The sequence below is a fragment of the Pseudomonas sp. NPDC089530 genome (assembly GCF_050280705.1).
Taxonomy (GTDB): domain Bacteria; phylum Pseudomonadota; class Gammaproteobacteria; order Pseudomonadales; family Pseudomonadaceae; genus Aquipseudomonas.
The window spans coordinates 1-16,560 of record NZ_JBNNVU010000008.1 but is presented as its reverse complement, the minus strand read 5'-3'; the positions used below and the strand labels follow the sequence as shown (position 1 = coordinate 16,560).

Annotated in this window: 13 protein-coding genes and 1 pseudogene; 6 read left to right on the top strand and 8 right to left on the bottom strand. The window is 63.4% G+C overall.

Annotation, left to right across the window (positions count from 1 at the left end):
* Window positions 1-103: 103 nt before the first annotated feature.
* The 4 genes from ACQKQA_RS04975 to ACQKQA_RS04960 are packed head-to-tail and all read left to right on the top strand — an operon-like array spanning window position 104 to window position 5,642.
* On the top strand, window positions 104-1,957 hold the full coding sequence (locus ACQKQA_RS04975; protein ID WP_427554131.1) for an extracellular solute-binding protein: 1,854 nt from the start codon (window positions 104-106) through the stop codon (window positions 1,955-1,957).
* Window positions 1,944-3,008: a microcin C ABC transporter permease YejB gene (locus tag ACQKQA_RS04970; protein ID WP_427554129.1), complete on the top strand. Its 1,065-nt coding sequence runs from the start codon at window positions 1,944-1,946 to the stop codon at window positions 3,006-3,008. Before ACQKQA_RS04975 ends, ACQKQA_RS04970 begins: the two co-directional genes overlap by 14 nt.
* Window positions 3,008-4,030, top strand: coding sequence for an ABC transporter permease (locus tag ACQKQA_RS04965; protein WP_427554127.1), 1,023 nt, complete (start codon window positions 3,008-3,010; stop codon window positions 4,028-4,030). The genes ACQKQA_RS04970 and ACQKQA_RS04965 overlap by 1 nt, the downstream gene beginning before the upstream one ends.
* Before the next feature lies 1 nt (window position 4,031).
* Window positions 4,032-5,642 carry an ABC transporter ATP-binding protein gene (locus ACQKQA_RS04960; RefSeq protein ID WP_427554125.1) on the top strand — a complete coding sequence of 537 codons (1,611 nt, stop codon included), beginning with the start codon at window positions 4,032-4,034 and terminating at the stop codon, window positions 5,640-5,642.
* 83 nt (window positions 5,643-5,725) lie between these two features.
* Here ACQKQA_RS04960 and ACQKQA_RS04955 read toward each other — a convergent pair whose 3' ends face one another.
* The 4 genes and pseudogenes from ACQKQA_RS04955 to ACQKQA_RS04940 all read right to left on the bottom strand — a co-directional run bounded on the left by ACQKQA_RS04955 (window position 5,726) and on the right by ACQKQA_RS04940 (window position 8,638).
* Entirely contained in the window at window positions 5,726-6,040 is a 315-nt protein-coding gene (locus tag ACQKQA_RS04955) for an SCP2 sterol-binding domain-containing protein (protein WP_007921837.1), read from the bottom strand.
* A 51-nt stretch (window positions 6,041-6,091) separates the two neighbouring features.
* Window positions 6,092-6,802, bottom strand: a complete 711-nt coding sequence (locus tag ACQKQA_RS04950) for a histidine phosphatase family protein (protein WP_427554122.1) — start codon at window positions 6,800-6,802, stop codon at window positions 6,092-6,094.
* Window positions 6,803-7,105: 303 nt separating this feature from the next.
* On the bottom strand, window positions 7,106-7,525 hold the full coding sequence (locus ACQKQA_RS04945) for a hypothetical protein (RefSeq protein WP_427554120.1): 420 nt from the start codon (window positions 7,523-7,525) through the stop codon (window positions 7,106-7,108).
* Window positions 7,506-8,638: pseudogene (locus ACQKQA_RS04940) on the bottom strand (polymorphic toxin type 44 domain-containing protein). The gene ACQKQA_RS04945 and the pseudogene ACQKQA_RS04940 overlap by 20 nt, the downstream one beginning before the upstream one ends.
* A gap of 352 nt (window positions 8,639-8,990) precedes the next feature.
* Between ACQKQA_RS04940 and sohB the strand changes: the two are divergent.
* On the top strand, window positions 8,991-10,013 hold the full coding sequence (sohB, locus tag ACQKQA_RS04935) for a protease SohB (protein ID WP_427554118.1): 1,023 nt from the start codon (window positions 8,991-8,993) through the stop codon (window positions 10,011-10,013).
* A gap of 89 nt (window positions 10,014-10,102) precedes the next feature.
* Here the strand turns inward: sohB and ACQKQA_RS04930 are convergent, their stop codons facing one another.
* Window positions 10,103-10,597 (bottom strand): DUF934 domain-containing protein, encoded by a 495-nt coding sequence (locus ACQKQA_RS04930; protein ID WP_427554116.1) that lies wholly within the window; start codon window positions 10,595-10,597, stop codon window positions 10,103-10,105.
* The gene (locus ACQKQA_RS04925; RefSeq protein ID WP_427554114.1) at window positions 10,581-12,239 is read right to left on the bottom strand and encodes a nitrite/sulfite reductase; all 1,659 of its coding nucleotides are present in this window, start codon (window positions 12,237-12,239) and stop codon (window positions 10,581-10,583) included. The genes ACQKQA_RS04930 and ACQKQA_RS04925 overlap by 17 nt, the downstream gene beginning before the upstream one ends.
* Window positions 12,240-12,737: 498 nt before the next feature.
* On the opposite strand from ACQKQA_RS04925, the gene ACQKQA_RS04920 reads away from it, so the two are divergent.
* Window positions 12,738-13,835, top strand: a complete 1,098-nt coding sequence (locus tag ACQKQA_RS04920) for an ABC transporter substrate-binding protein (protein ID WP_427554113.1) — start codon at window positions 12,738-12,740, stop codon at window positions 13,833-13,835.
* Window positions 13,836-13,844: 9 nt separating this feature from the next.
* On the opposite strand, the gene ACQKQA_RS04915 is transcribed toward ACQKQA_RS04920, so the two are convergent.
* Entirely contained in the window at window positions 13,845-14,063 is a 219-nt protein-coding gene (locus ACQKQA_RS04915) for a DUF2970 domain-containing protein (RefSeq protein WP_427554111.1), read from the bottom strand.
* Between the two features lie 170 nt (window positions 14,064-14,233).
* The coding region (locus ACQKQA_RS04910; RefSeq protein WP_427554109.1) for a vitamin B12 dependent-methionine synthase activation domain-containing protein at window positions 14,234-16,560 on the bottom strand (2,327 nt) is incomplete at its 5' end.

Here is a 16,560-nt window from a genome sequence, read left to right as displayed (position 1 = left end):
CCTGGGGTGAATGGGGCGCGATCCTTGTAGGCGCGAGGCTTGCCCGCGATAAGGCCGTTCATTCACCGCACATTCCTGCCTCTGTTCACAGAGGCGTCATTCCATGCTGTTGCAACGCACTTTCCCGTTCTGGCTCTGCCTGCTGCTGAGCCCCACGCTACTGGCCGCCGTGCAGCCGTCGCTGACGGTCTACGGCGAGGCACCGAAATACCCCGCCGGCTTCCAGCACTTCGACTACGTCAATCCGGACGCGCCCAAGGGCGGCAGCTTGCGCCGCTCCTCCCTGGAGAGCGGGCCGTTCGATCATCTGCTTCCGTACATCGACAAGGGCACCGGTGTGGCCGAGATCGACGGCTGGCTGTATGCGCCGCTGGCCTACCGCTCCCAGGACGAGCCCTACACCGTGTATGGCCTGGTGGCCCAGGGCATGGAGCTGGCCGCGGACCGCTCCTGGCTGCGCTTCTACCTCGACCCGCGGGCGCGCTTCGACGACGGTAGCCCGATCACCGCCGAGGACGTGCGTTACACCTTCGAGCTGCTGATGACCCAGGGCAGCTTCAAGTACCGCCAGCAGTTCGCCGAGGTGGCCGAGGTCCAGGTGGAATCGCCGACCCGGGTACGTTTTGTGTTCAAGAACAGCGACAGCCGTACCTTGCCCCTGGACCTGGCGTCGTTGCCGGTGCTGCCCGAACACTGGTGGCGCGGGCGCAATTTCGCCGACGGCGGCGGCTTCGAGGCGCCGCTGGGCAGTGGGCCGTATCGGGTGAGCGCGGTGGACGCCGGGCGCAGCGTGGAGTTCGAGCGGGTCAAGGACTGGTGGGGGCAGGACCTGCCGGCGGCGCGCGGGCGCTACAACTTCGACCGCCTGCGGGTGGAGTTCTTCGCCGATACCGATGTTTCGCGGCAGATCCTCAAGGCCGGCGGCTACGACTACAACCGCGAGTTCTCCGCCACCGGCTACACCATTGGTTATGCCGGGGCCGCCCTGGAGCAGGGGCGCCTGGTGCGCGAACACCTGGCGCCGGGTTCGGCCCTGGGCGCCCAGGGCTTTATCTTCAACCTGCGCAAACCGCAGTTCCAGGACCGCCGCGTACGCCAGGCGATCGCCATGCTCTGGGACTTCGAGTGGACCAACCGGCAGATGATGCGCGGCATGTACCTGCGCCAGCACAGCTTCTTTTCCCACAGCGAGCTGGCGGCCCGGGCGCTGCCGGATGCCGAGGAACTGCGGATCCTCGAACCCTGGCGCGGGCAGATTCCGCAGGAGGTGTTCACCCAGGTGTTCCAGGCCCCGCGCACCGACGGTAGCGGCATCGTCCGAGCGCAGCAGTTGCAGGCCCTGAAGTTGCTGGAGGCGGCGGGCTGGACGCCCCGGGGCGATCGGTTGGTGAACGCCGCCGGCGAGCCTTTGCATTTCACCTTTCTCAACGGCCAGAAAGGCCTGGAACGCCTGCTGCTGCCGTTCAAGCGCAATCTGGCGCAGATCGGCATCGGCTTCGATATCCGCCAGGTGGACACCGCGCAATACACCAACCGCGTGCGCGAGCGCGACTACGACATGATCATCGCCGCCTACCCGGTGTCCCAGGCGCCGGGGCGCGAGATGTTCAACTACTTCGGTTCCGCCGGGGCCGACGATCCGGGGTCGAACAACTACATGGCGTTGCGCGACCCGGCGGTGGACGGGCTGCTCACCGCCCTGGTGCAGGCCGACAGCCGCGCCAGCATGCTGGCCCATGCCCGGGCGCTGGATCGGGTGCTGCAGTGGGGCTACTACTGGATTCCCAACTATTACCCGCCGGGCATTTCCTCGGTGTGGTGGAACCGCTTCGGCCGGCCGGCCATCGCGCCCTTGTACGACGCCGGGCTCGACACCTGGTGGGAGCTCAGCCCCGAGGCGCTGACTCTGGTGCAGATGCGCCAACGCCACGGAGGGAATCGCCATGCTGGCCTATAGCGCGCGGCGTCTGCTGCTGATCGTGCCGACGTTGCTGTGCATCCTGCTGGTGAATTTCCTCATCGTCCAGGCGGCGCCCGGCGGCCCGGTGGAGCAGGCCATCGCCCGCCTGCAAGGCATCGGTGGCGTCGCGGCGGTGGGCGGCGGGCATGTGGAGACGGTGGGCGGCGAGTCCCGCGCCAGCCGTGGCCTGGACCCCAGGCTGCTGGCCGATATCGAGCGCCAGTACGGTTTCGACAAGCCGGCCGGCGAGCGCCTGTGGCTGCTGCTCAAGAGCTACGCGCGGCTGGACTTCGGCAAGAGTTTCTTCCGCGGGGCCACGGTCACCGAGCTGATTGCGCAGAAGCTGCCGGTGACCCTGTCGCTGGGCCTGTGGGCGACCCTGATCACCTACCTGGTGTCGATCCCCCTGGGGATTCGCAAGGCCCTCCATGACGGCTCGGCCTTCGATGTCTGGAGCAGCGCGGCTATCGTCGTCGGCTATGCCATGCCGGGCTTTCTGTTCGCCCTGTTGCTGATCGTGGTGTTCGGCGGCGGCACCTTGCTCGACTGGTTCCCGGTGCGCGGGCTGGTCTCGGAACACTTCGCCGAGCTTTCGGCCTGGGGCAAGGTCGCCGACTACTTCTGGCACCTGGTGCTGCCGGTCAGCGCCCTGGTGATCGGCGGTTTCGCCACCTTGACCCTGCTGACCAAGAACAGTTTTCTCAACGAGATCTCCCGCCTGTATGTGGTCACCGCGCGGGCCAAGGGCCTGAGCGAGCGCCAGGTGCTGTACGGCCATGTGTTGCGCAACGCCATGCTGCTGGTGGTCGCCGGCTTGCCCCAGGCCCTGGTCAACGTGTTCTTCGGCGGCTCGCTGCTGATCGAGGTGATCTTTTCCCTCGACGGCCTGGGGCGCCTGAGCTACGACGCGGCGGTGTCGCGGGATTACCCGGTGGTGTTCGGTTCGCTGTTCATCTTCACCCTGTGCGGGCTGCTGATAAAACTGGTGGGCGACCTGTGCTACACCCTGGTCGATCCGCGCATCGACTTCAGTGCGAGGAGCGCCTGATGCCAACCTTGTCTCCCATCGGCTTGCGGCGCTGGCAGCGTTTCAAGTCCCATCGGCGCGGCTGGTGGTCGCTGTGGCTGTTCCTCGCGCTGTTCGCCCTGACCCTGGGCGGCGAGCTGATCGCCAACGACAAGCCGCTGCTGGTGTCGTACCAGGGCCAGTGGTACTTCCCGGCGTTCAAGCGCTACACCGAGCAGGCGTTCGGCGGCGAGCTGCCGTTCCAGCCGGACTACCGCAGCGCCGCGGTGCGCCAGCTGATCGAAGGGCAGGGCGGCTGGTTGCTGTTCGCGCCCATTCCTTTTGCCTTCGATACGGTCAACTACGACCTGACGCAGCCGGCGCCCAGCCCGCCTTCGGCGCAGAACTGGCTGGGCACCGACGACCAGGCCCGGGACGTGCTGGCACGGGTGATCTTCGGCACCCGGGTGTCGCTGCTGTTCGCCCTGGCCCTGACCTTTATCAGCGCCCTGATCGGCATCGCCGCCGGCGCCCTACAGGGTTACTACGGTGGCTGGATCGACCTGCTGGGGCAGCGCTTGCAGGAGGTCTGGTCGGGGCTGCCGGTGCTCTACCTGCTGATCATTCTCTCGGGGTTCGTCGAGCCGAACTTCTGGTGGCTGCTGGGGATCATGGCGCTGTTTTCCTGGCTGGCCCTGGTGGATGTGGTGCGCGCCGAGTTCCTGCGCAGCCGCGGCCTGGAGTACGTCAAGGCGGCGCGGGCCCTGGGCGTCGGCGATGCCCAGGTGATGCTGCGGCACATCCTGCCCAACGCCATGAGCGCCACCTTGACCTACCTGCCGTTCATCCTCACCGGGGCCATCGCCACCCTGTCGGCCCTGGACTTCCTCGGCTTCGGCATGCCGGCCGGCAGTGCTTCCCTGGGCGAGCTGATCGGCCAGGGTAAAAGCAATCTGCAGGCGCCGTGGCTGGGGCTGACGGCGTTTTTTGCCCTGGCGCTGATCCTGTCGCTGCTGGTGTTTATCGGCGAAGCCTGCCGCGACGCCTTCGATCCGAGGCATTGAAATGAGTGAAAAACTGCTTGAACTGCGGGAGCTGCGGGTGGCGTTCAAGGCCGCCGAAGTGGTGCACGGCATCGACCTGGACATCCGCCGCGGCGAATGCCTGGCGCTGGTGGGGGAATCCGGCTCGGGCAAGTCGGTGACCGCCCACAGCATCCTGCAACTGCTCGACCCGGGCAGTACGCGCCTCGCCGGCAGCATCCGTTATCGCGGCGAAGAATTGCTGGGCAGCCGCCCCGCGCGTTTGCGCGAGCTGCGGGGCAACCGCATCGCGATGATCTTCCAGGAGCCCATGAGCTCGCTGAACCCGCTGCACACCGTCGAGCGGCAACTGGGGGAAAGCCTGCGCGTGCACAAGGGCCAGGCCGGGGCCCAGGCCCGGGAGCGGATCCTCGAACTGCTGCGCCTGGTGGGCATCACCCAGCCGGAGCAGCGCCTGCGGGCCTATCCCCATCAGCTGTCCGGCGGCCAGCGGCAGCGGGTGATGATCGCCATGGCCCTGGCCTGCGAGCCGGAACTGCTGATCGCCGACGAGCCGACCACGGCCCTGGATGTCACGGTGCAGCGCAAGATCCTGCTGTTGCTCAAGGCGTTGCAACAGCGCCTGGGCATGGCCTTGCTGCTGATCAGCCACGACCTCAACCTGGTGCGCAGCATCGCCCAGCGGGTGGCGGTGATGCGCGCCGGGGAAATCGTCGAGACGGCTGGCTGCGAGCAGCTGTTCGCCGCTCCCCGGCATCCCTACAGCGTCCAGCTGCTGAATGCCGAGCCCGGCGGCCAGGCGCTGCGACGTGGCTCGGACGAGACCTTGCTGGCGGTGGAGGGGTTGAAGGTCTGGTTCCGCCAGGGCGGTGGCTGGCTGCGGCCCAAGCGCTACCTGCGGGCGGTGGATGGCATCGACCTGCACCTGCAGCGGGGCAAGACCCTGGGCATTGTCGGCGAGTCCGGCTCGGGCAAGTCGACCCTGGGCCAGGCGATCCTGCGGTTGATCGCGTCCGAAGGGCACATCCGCTTCAAGGGCCAGGCCCTGGAACACCTCGACGGCAAGCAGCTGCGGCCTTTAAGGCGGCAGTTGCAGGTGGTGTTCCAGGACCCGTTCGGCAGCCTCAGCCCACGGCTCAGCGTGCAGCAGATCATTGCCGAGGGCCTGCTGGTGCACAGCGACCTGGATGCGCGGCAACGGGAGCAGGCGGTGATCGAAGCCTTGCAGGAGGTGGGCCTGGATCCGGCCAGCCGCCATCGTTATCCCCACGAGTTCTCCGGCGGCCAGCGCCAGCGCATCGCCATTGCCCGCGCCCTGGTGGTCAAGCCGGAACTGATCCTGCTCGACGAGCCGACTTCGGCCCTGGACCGCACGGTGCAGAAACAAGTGGTGGCGCTGCTGCGCCGGCTGCAGCAGGAACATGGCCTGACCTACCTGTTCATCAGCCATGACCTGGCGGTGGTCCGCGCCCTGGCCCACGACCTGATCGTGATGAAGGACGGCGTCGTGGTAGAACGCGGCGAGACCGAGCAGCTGTTCGCCGCGGCGCGGCATCCCTATACCCGGGAGTTGCTGGAGGCGTCCCGGGGTCTGGGGGCGCCGGCCAGCATCGAGCCGCTGGAGGCTGGCTGAACGCAGTGGCCTGAAACGACGAATCCCGCCAGAGGGCGGGATTCGTGGGGCAGCGAAGGGGCTTCCCTGGGGAAGCGCCGATCTTAGGCCGGGAACAGTTCGCTCAGCTTCATCGCCAGCATCATGTCGCCTTCGGCGCGCAGCTTGCCGCCCATGAAGGCCTGCATGCCGTCGGTTTCGCCGCTGACGATGCCTTGCAGGGTTTCGCCGTCCATTACCAGAGTGACCTGGGCGTCCGGGTTCTCGCCTTCCTTGAGCTCGCAGGTGCTGTCTTTGACGATCAGCGAGAAGTTCTTGGTGTCATCGATACGGAAACCGAAAACCAGGTCCAGGCCAGCAGCGGCAGCTGGGTTGAACTTGGCTTTCATGGCTTGTACGGCATCGGCTACGGAGGTCATGGTTCGATCCTTTTGTCAGTGGTTTACAGCAAGGGTCACAGTGATCCGGACTCAGCGCAAAGTGATGAGTTCGGGGGCCTTCAGCAGCTGCAGGTGGGCATGGCTGTTGAAGGACGCCAGAGCGACCTCGCGACCGCGGAACTTCAGCAGGTTGAGCGAGGTATTGACGATTTGCCAATTCAGTTCGAAGGCCTGGGCGGCAGGCATCCGGGTAATCAGGTGGAGCAGGGCGGTGATGGTGCCGCCGGAGGTGAACACGGCGATTTTCTGGGTGTTGTCGGCCAGCTCCAGGATGCGTTGCAGGCCGGCCTGCACACGCTCGACGAACCCCAGCCAGCTTTCCAGGCCCGGTGGATCGTAGGTGCCGGCCAGCCAGCGCTCGATGATCAGGGCGAAGATGCGCTGGAACTCGGCGCGTTTTTGCGCAGCGTTGCGCAGGATGTCCAGGGCTTCGGGTTCCTGGGGTAGCAGGTCGGGCAGCAGGGCGCGGATCACCGCGTCGGCATCGAATTCGTTGAACGCCGAATCGGTTTCCAGGATCGGCGTGGGCAGGCCCGCGGCGCTGAACTGTGCCAGGGCGGCGTTGGCGGTGTGTTGCTGGCGACGCAGGTCACCGGCGAGGCAGCGGTCGAAGTTCACCCCCAGTTCGACCAGGTGTCGACCGAGCACTTCGGCCTGGCGAATACCGGTGGTCGACAGGACATCGTAGTCGTCCGCACCGAAGGAGGCCTGGCCATGTCGAATCAGATAGATGCTGCCCACGTCCGCGTCATCCCGGCACGTTGAAAGTTTTGCGAGGTTATGAGGATGCCGGTGAGCTGTCAATGAAAAAACATACGCTTGTTTGAAATGCCCGTTAGAGCTGGGTAGCAGGAGGTTTCGCGACTGGCCGACGCTTGGCTGTACCGGGATGCGGGAGCTCGTTCTGCCATGTGTCGGCAGTGATTTCTTGGTCTACTCCTTGTCAGTCTTGGCGTTTTTGGGGCGAAGGCTTTGGGGGGATGTTGTATGAGTTCTACTTGGTGGCTGTGCTGAGTGACCTTATTGTGGCACCGGTAGAGAACTTTAGGACTGGAAAGGGTCAGACTCGCCCGGGCATCTCTTCAAACGAGCAATAACGTCAGGGGGCGTTTTAGCGGTGTCGACTCTACCTGTTGCATCAAGGTAGATGTCTATCGCTGCCCAGCGCTTAGGTGTGATGTCGATACACTGTTGAAAGCCTCTGTCCGTCCACCAAAAGAACATCATGAAGAAGTTCTCGCCAGGGAATATGTAGCCGGACTCAATGGCAGAGCCCCCATGCTTAATGTCACCTCTATGGATTCTGTCCTGAGTGTTCCAAACATATCGGAACTCTTCCTTGCTATCTGAGGAAAAGTCTACCGATACAACCGGGGAGGCAAAATGCCAAAGTGCTATAGGGAGAATGATGAGAATCAGAAATAGCCAGCGACCATATCGGACCTTATGTCTCTTTGCAGACATGTACCCTGACTCCCTTTCTCCATTCTTCCGGTGTGACTGCAAGAACTTCGCCCATGATCATCTTGGCCGTGATGCCTCCGTTGGGCTGTTGTCGATAGAGCTTCACGCCAATACTAATGGATATTCGGTCAGGTGCATCATCCCATGCCCGCATACCCTCGATATCTGCTGAACGATGTGGGCCGGGAAGTTCCCATTCTTCTTTAGGCTTGTTGTACATCTCTTCAGTCTTCCGATAAGCATCGGACCCTATTTGTTCTATACCTGCACCATCCAAGAGGACGCTTTCAGAAAGGCCCCCAGCCATTCCTACATAGCCATAGTGGACGTTCGACCAGATGTCGTAGAAGTAATCATATTTGCCTTGTTTGTGCCAAATTCCCCGATGGTCCTGCGAATTATGGGCTTGTGGTCCCATGGGCGGTCCTGAGCCACGCGCTCAGCCTTCTTCCCCAGCGCCAAGCTGTAGAAGTCTGGACCGGGACCGAGCCGCATGTAGAACGGAAGCTCAGCGTATTTCCTTGTTTCCGCAGAAGGACTAAAACTATTCAAATCCTTCATCTGTCGCACGGACGGGCTGTTGATGTTGGTATTCATCTCACCCGCAATATAGGCCGCCAGTTCTTCCATCTGGTCAGGGTCATTACAGACCCTTTCCTCAGGCTTCTCTTCAGGCGCCTTGGAGTCCCCATTGGGATCGACCAGAGCATTTGCAGCGCTGGCCTTCTCGGTCAGCTTTGGATCAGCCAGCAAGGTCGCCATCTTTTCATCATCGACAGAACCATCAGGCCGAAACGCCCCAAGCATTGCGAAGTTGATAATCGCTGCACCCGGAGCAGGTCCCACTACGAACCCGCCGAAGGTATCGCTTGAGCCGCTGATGATGATCCCGCCGTGGCTGGTGGGGCTGCCCAGGTGAGCCATCGGGCGACCGTTCAGGAGAATGGAAGGAAACCCCGTGGTGATGACCGCGCCGCAGCTGCAAGTGTCTCCGACTCGGGCCGCGCCCATGGAGTTGATGTTGATGTCACCAGAGGCGGAAGCAATCGGGGTGGTGCCATGACCGGGAAGAGGGCAGACATGTTTGTCGCCCAGGCGAGCAGAAGAAAGCATCGAACATCATCCTTGCGTATAGGGTCCTTATGGAGCCTTGCGAAGCTAGCAAGCATCGATGGGCGAGGGCTTTAGGAAGAGTCTGAACTTTCGGAAGGGGGAGTCGCCTTTTGAGGCTCAGGTAGAGAAGTTTGAATGACTGTCTCGATTCGCAGGTGCCAGCGGGTTCCTCCATAGGACCTCGTCCCCGAGTGTTGGCGCGTGCCCGCATGGGGGCTTTATCGCGTCCGCGCAGGCCTCTGGAAACTGGTCTTCGCGCTGTCACAAAGTGTTGGAACTCTGTTGGAACAGTGTTAGACATGCTCTGCGAGATGCCCATAGAATGGGCCTTTCAAGCCTTATTGGATGCCTTATGGAGTTTCTCTCCGAGTACGCCAGTTTCCTGGCCAAAACCGTCACCCTGGTCATCGCCATCCTGGTGGTGCTGGTCACCGCGGCTTCGCTGCGCAGCAAAGGCCGGCGCAAGGGTGCCGGGCAGTTGCATGTGAGCAAGCTCAACGATTTCTACAAGGACCTGCGCGAGCGCCTGGAACAGAGCCTGCTCGACAAGGACCAGCTCAAGGCGTTGCGCAAGTCCCAGGCCAAGGCCGAGAAAAAACACAAGAAGCAGGCCGAGGACAAGTCCCGGGTGTTCGTGCTGGATTTCAGCGGCGACATCAAGGCGTCGGCCACCGAGGGGCTGCGTAACGAAATCACCGCGCTGCTGAGCCTGGCCACGCCGAAGGACGAAGTGGTGCTGCGCCTGGAAAGCGCCGGCGGCATGGTCCACAGCTACGGGCTGGCGGCGTCGCAACTGGCGCGGATCCGCCAGGCGGGGGTGCCGCTGACGGTGTGCATCGACAAGGTCGCGGCCAGCGGCGGCTACATGATGGCGTGCCTCGGCGACAGGATCATCAGCGCGCCGTTCGCCATCCTCGGCTCGATCGGCGTGGTGGCGCAGTTGCCCAACGTCAATCGCCTGCTGAAGAAGCACGACATCGACTTTGAAGTGCTGACCGCCGGCGAATACAAGCGCACCTTGACCGTGTTCGGCGAAAACACCGAGAAGGGCCGGGAGAAGTTCCAGGAAGACCTGGACATCACCCATCAACTGTTCAAGAACTTCGTGTCCCGCTACCGGCCGCAGCTGGTCATCGACGAAGTGGCCACCGGCGAAGTCTGGCTGGGTGTCGCGGCCCAGGAAAAACAGCTGGTCGACGAGCTCAAGACCAGCGACGAATACCTGGCCGAGCGCGCCAAGGGCGCCGAGCTGTTCCATCTGCACTATGCCGAGCGCAAAAGCCTGCAGGAGCGGGTCGGGCTGGCGGCCAGCGGTTCCATCGACCGTGTGCTGCTGACCTGGTGGAGCCGTTTGACCCAGCAGCGTTTCTGGTAAGGCCGCGCGCGATGACGGTCTAGAAGACGACAGATACAAAAAAGCCCTGGACCGGGAAACCGGTCCAGGGCTTTTTGTTGGCGCGGCGCTTAGCGGCGACGGAACAACGGCAGCGGTTCGTCGGTAGCGGCCTGATAGCTCACGGAGAAGTCCTTGAGGCTTTCCAGGGCTTCGTACGGGTCCTTGTCGGCGCGCAGGGCGTAGGCGTCGAAACCGCAGCGGTGCAGGTAGTACAGCTGGTCGCGCAACACATCGCCGATGGCCCGCAGTTCGCCTTTGAAACCGTAGCGGTCGCGCAGCAGGCGGGCATTGGAGTAGTTGCGGCCGTCGGTGAAGGCCGGGAAGTTCAGGGCGATGACCTGGAAGTGCTGCACGTCATCGCCGATCTCTTCGGCTTCTTCATCGCTGTCCAGCCACACGCCCAGGCCGCCGTCGCGGGCCTTGAGCGCGTGACCGTGGTCGCGCCACAGGGTCAGCGGCACGATCAGGTCGTCGCAGTTGGAGATGCCGTCGAGGGTCGCGTCCTTGGGCAGCAGGTGCCAGGTTTCGTCGATGACCTCGTTGTTCTTAATGATTCGCTGCATAGACGCGCTCCTTGAAGAGGTCGATGCCAATACGTTGGTAGGTGTCGATGAAGCGCTCGTCTTCGGTACGTTGCTCCACGTACACGTCGATCAGCTTCGAGATCACGTCGGGCATGTCGTCCTGGGCGAACGACGGGCCGAGGATCTTGCCCAGGCTGGCGTCGCGGCTGGCGCTGCCCCCCAGGGAAACCTGATAGAACTCTTCGCCTTTCTTGTCCACGCCGAGGATGCCGATGTGGCCCACGTGGTGGTGGCCGCAGGCATTCATGCAACCGGAGATGTTCAGGTCCAGCTCGCCGATGTCGAACAGGTAGTCCAGGTCATCGAAACGGCGCTGGATGGATTCGGCGATCGGGATCGACTTGGCGTTGGCCAGGGAGCAGAAGTCGCCGCCCGGGCAGCAGATGATGTCGGTCAGCAGGCCGATGTTCGGCGTGGCGAAACCTTGTTCGCGCAGCTCGCCCCACAGGGTGAACAGCTGGCTCTGCTCGACGTCGGCGAGAATCACGTTCTGCTCGTGGGAGGTGCGCAACTGGCCGAAGCTGTAGCGCTCGGCCAGGTCGGCGATGCCGTCCAGCTGCTTGTCGGTGACGTCGCCCGGCGCTACGCCGGTGGGTTTGAGCGACAGGGTCACGGCGACATAACCCGGCTTCTTGTGGGCCAGGGTGTTGCGCGCGCGCCAGCGGGAGAAGCCTGGGTGCTGCTGGTCGAGTTCGGCCAGCTCGGCGTCCTGGTTGCCCAGGGCCTTGTAGTCCGGATCGACGAAATGCTTGGCCACGCGATGCACTTCGGCTTCGGTCAGGGTGGTCTGGCCGCCGCGCAGGTGGGTCATCTCCGCCTCGACCTTCTCGGCGAACACCTCGGGGGTGAGGGCCTTGACCAGGATCTTGATCCGCGCCTTGTACTTGTTGTCGCGCCGGCCGTAGCGGTTGTAGACCCGCAGGATGGCGTCGAGGTAGCTCAACAGGTCCTGCCACGGCAGGAACTCGTTGATGAAGGCGCCGACCACCGGGGTCCGGCCCAGGCCGCCACCGACCAGGACCCGGAAGCCCAGCTCGCCGGCAGCGTTGTGCACCGGCTCAAGGCCAATGTCATGGACTTCGATGGCCGCGCGGTCCGAGGTCGAGCCGTTGATGGCGATCTTGAACTTGCGCGGCAGGTAGGCGAATTCAGGGTGGAAGGTGGTCCACTGGCGAACGATCTCGCACCAGGGGCGCGGGTCGATCAGTTCATCGGCGGCGACACCGGCGAACTGGTCGGTGGTGACGTTGCGCAGGCAGTTGCCGCTGGTCTGGATGGCGTGCATCTGCACGGTCGCCAGTTCCGCCAGGATGTCCGGGACGTCTTCCAGCGCCGGCCAGTTGAACTGGACGTTCTGCCGGGTGCTGATGTGGGCGTAGCCCTTGTCGTAGTCGCGAGCGATCTTGGCCAGCATCCGTACCTGACGCGAAGTCAGTTGGCCATAAGGCACCGCTACCCGCAGCATCGGGGCAAAACGTTGGATATAGAGGCCATTCTGCAGACGCAGAGGGCGGAATTCTTCTTCGCTCAGCTCGCCTGCCAGATAGCGTCGGGTCTGATCACGGAACTGCTTGACGCGGTCCTCGATGATCCGCTGATCGTACTCGTCGTATACGTACATATAGATCCTGTTCTCAGGCTTATCAGGTGACGCAGAGGCGGATGTCACCCAAGAAATTCTGCGCGCACGGCCGCGCACTCCCAACGGAGCCGAGGGAAGATACCAGTTTGCATTTATGCGCAAAAGTGATGTTTGAGTATATGCAAAGAACCAAAACGACTAACGGTATCCAACCCCGACAAACCCACATTTGTGGTGAGGGCAATCCTCGACTTAACTGTGCTCGTGTCTTTGTGCAGTCTCCGATAAAACCGACAAGAGGCGATGCTATGGGCAATCCAACCAAAGCAAGGAAAAGTGACAGCAGTGTCGATGCTTGGGCCATTCTCTTCCTGATCATTCTGGTTGTAGGAACGGCGGTGTTCTGGGTCAGTCATCAGTAGTTGTCGTCAAGCGATGAACAGAGTCCGAATTGTCTGCGGGAAGTGACGATTTGCCGACGTTGGCCAGTATTTTGCCAGTTATACTGCTGGGCAAAATTCCGGGACTCTGGTCGCAATGTCGAAGGCGTTAAATAGGTGTCTGCTGGTACTGCTGCTGGTACTGAGTGCACCCTTCTGGGCCGCTGCCCATGCCACCTCGGTGGTGTTCCTGAACCCGGGCAAGTCGACCGAAGCCTTCTGGATCGGTTATTCGCAATTCATGCAGACCGCGGCCAGCGACCTTGGCCTGGATCTGCGGGTGCGCTATTCCCAGCGTGACTCGCAAACCACCATCCGCCAGGCCCGGGAAGCCCTCCAGGGCCCGCACCGGCCGGATTACCTGGTGGTGGCCAACGAACAATATGTCGCGCCCGAGATCCTGCGCCTGTCCCGGGGCAGCGGGGTGAAGCTGTTCATTGTCAACAATGCGCTGACCGCCGATCAGCAGCGCCTGCTGGGCGAGCGCCAGAGCCGTTATCCCGACTGGATCGGCAGTATGGTGGCCAACGACGAAGAAGCCGGCTACCGGATGCTCAAGGAGCTGATCCGTCAACGCGGCCCGCTGGCCGAAGGGCAGTTCATCGACCTGCTGGCGTTCTCGGGGGTGAAGAACACTCCGGTGGCGCAACTGCGCGAGCAAGGCCTGCAGCGGGCGCTGGCCGAGCACCCGCAAGTGCGGCTACGGCAGATGGTGTACGGCGAATGGAGCCGCCAGCGCGCCTTCGAGCAGGCTCAGCAACTGCTCAAGCGTTATCCGCAGACGCAACTGATCTGGTCGGCGAACGACGAGATGGCCCTGGGGGCGATGGCGGCGGTGGAGCAACGCGGACGGCAGCCAGGCAAGGATGTGCTGTTCAGCGCCCTGAACAGCTCATCACAAGCCCTGAAGGCTCTGATCGACGGGCGCCTGACGACGCTGATCGCCGGGCATTTCACCCTCGGTGGCTGGGCGATGGTGGTACTCAACGATGACGCCCGGGGACTGACCCCCACAGCCCTGGGCGGCCCGGACTGGCAGTTGGACGTGTTCCAGGTCCTGGACAAGGCGCAGGCGCAGCGCCTGCTGGAACTGCAGGACACGCAGCACTACGGCGTGGATTTCCGCGCGCTGTCGGCCGAGGGCAAGCCGGCCGGCTACCGTTACCCCTTCTCGCTGGACCTGTTGCTGCACTGAAAGCGCGGTTCAGATCCCGGCCAGATGCAGCACCAGCTTGACGATGCCGAACAGGGTCAAGGCGAACACGGTCGTGAACAGAATGCCCAGGATCACGAAGTGGCTGGGTTTGCCATGGGTGAAGTCGCGCTTGCGATTCTTGCCGCTCTGCACGCCGAACGCAGCGGCGGCAACGCTCTGCAGCATCTGCCAGAAGGTGGGTGGCTTGTCGTTGATGGGGTCGTCCATAAATCCCTCGACACAGGTGGGTGTGAGGAAAGCATAGACAACCAGGCATCCTGCAGGAGCGAAGCGTGCTCGCGATCAGAACGTCAAAACGATGCGGTTCTACAGATTTACCGCGTTATCGTTGACGTCCATCGCGAGCACGCTTCGCGCCTGCAGGAAAGGCCGCTGGCTTAGCTGTCGTAGCCCAGGTTCGGTGCCAGCCAGCGTTCGGTCACGGCCAGGTCCTGGCCTTTGCGCGCGGTGTAGCTGTCGACCTGGTCCTTGTCGATCTTGCCCACGGCGAAGTACTGCGCCTGCGGATGGGCGAAGTACCAGCCGCTGACCGCCGCTGCCGGGAACATCGCGAAGTGTTCGGTGAGGAACACGCCGCTGCGCCCGGCCTTGCCTTCGCTGGCCTCGGGGTCGAGCAGGGCGAACAGGGTGCTCTTCTCGGTGTGGTCCGGGCAGGCCGGGTAACCCGGGGCAGGGCGGATGCCGCTGTACTGCTCCTTGATCAGCGCCTCGTTGTCCAGCGCCTCGTCCTTGGCGTAGCCCCAGTACTCCTTGCGCACCTGCTGGTGCAACCACTCGGCGCAGGCCTCGGCCAGGCGGTCGGCCAGGGCCTTGACCATGATCGAGTTGTAATCGTCGCCCTTGTCCTGATAGGCCTTGGCCACTTCTTCGGCGCCGATGCCGGCGGTGGTGATGAAGCCGCCCACGTAGTCGGTCACGCCGCTGTCCTTGGGTGCGACGAAGTCGGCCAGGGAGAAGTTCGGCTTGCCGTCGGTCTTGATGGTCTGCTGGCGCAGGTGATGCAGGCGGGCCAGGGGCTGGCCATCGTCGCCATAGACTTCCAGGTCGTCGTCCTGCACCTGGCTGGCCGGCCAGAAGCCGAACACCGCGCGGGCGCTGATCAGCTGCTCGTCGATCAGCTTGTCGAGCATTTCCCGGGCGTCCTTGTACAGCGCGGTGGCGGCTTCGCCCACCACCTCGTCTTCGAGGATGCGCGGAAACTTGCCGGCCAGGTCCCAGGAGATGAAGAACGGCGTCCAGTCGATGTATTCGGCCAGGACCTTGAGGTCGATATTGTCCAGCACTCGGGCGCCGGTGAAGGTCGGCTTGACCGGCTGGTAGTCGGCCCAGTCGAACTGCGGCTTCTTGGCGATGGCCGCGGCGTAGCTCAGGCGCTCGGTGCGGGCGCTGCGGTTGGCGGTGCGCTCGCGGACTTCGATGTATTCCTCGCGGGTCTTCTCGACGAAGCCGGCCTTGAGCTCCTCGGACAGCAGCTGGGTGGCCACGCCCACGGCGCGGGAGGCGTCGGTGACGTAGACCACCGCGTCGTTGCTGTACTTGGGCTCGATCTTCACCGCCGTGTGCGCCTTGGAGGTGGTGGCGCCACCAATCATCAGCGGCAGGTGGAAGTCCTGGCGCTGCATTTCCCGGGCGACGTGGACCATCTCGTCCAGCGACGGGGTGATCAGGCCGGACAGGCCGATGATGTCGCACTTCTGTTCCCTGGCCACCTGCAGGATCTTCTCCGCCGGCACCATCACCCCGAGGTCGACGATGTCGTAGCCGTTGCAGCCCAGGACCACGCCGACGATGTTCTTGCCGATGTCGTGTACGTCACCCTTGACCGTGGCCATGAGGATCTTGCCCTTGGCTTGCGGCTTGTCGCCCTTTTCCAGCTCGATGAACGGGATCAGGTGGGCCACGGCCTGCTTCATCACCCGGGCGGATTTCACCACCTGGGGCAGGAACATTTTGCCGGCGCCGAACAGGTCGCCGACGATGTTCATGCCGGCCATCAGCGGGCCTTCGATCACTTCGATCGGGCGGGCGAAGGACAGCCGCGACTCTTCGGTGTCTTCGACAATGTGCGTAGTGATGCCTTTGACCAGGGCGTGCTCCAGGCGCTTGTTGACGTCCCAGCTGCGCCATTCTTCGGTCTCGGCTTCCTTGACGCTGCCGTCGCCCTTGTAGTGGTCGGCGATGGCGAGCAGGGCTTCGGTGCCTTCCGGGGTACGGTTGAGGACCACGTCCTCCACGGCGTCGCGCAGTTCCACCGGGATCTGGTCGTAGATCTCCAGCTGGCCGGCGTTGACGATGCCCATGGTCAGGCCGTTGCGGATCGCATGCAGCAGGAACACCGAGTGGATCGCCTCGCGCACCGGGTTGTTGCCGCGGAAGGAGAACGACACGTTGGACACGCCGCCGGAACTCAGGGCGTAGGGCAGCTCGTCGCGGATGTAGGCGCAGGCGTTGATGAAGTCCACCGCGTAGTTGTTGTGTTCCTCGATGCCGGTGGCCACGGCGAAGATGTTCGGGTCGAAGATGATGTCTTCCGGCGGGAAGCCGACTTCGTTGACCAGGATGTCGTAGGAGCGCTTGCAGATTTCCTTCTTGCGCGCCTCGGTGTCGGCCTGGCCGGCTTCGTCGCGTCCACCACGCTCAACTCGCGGCCGGCGTAGCGCTGCTTGAGGGCAGCGACATCCTGCACGGGCCGGGCCTTGGCCGC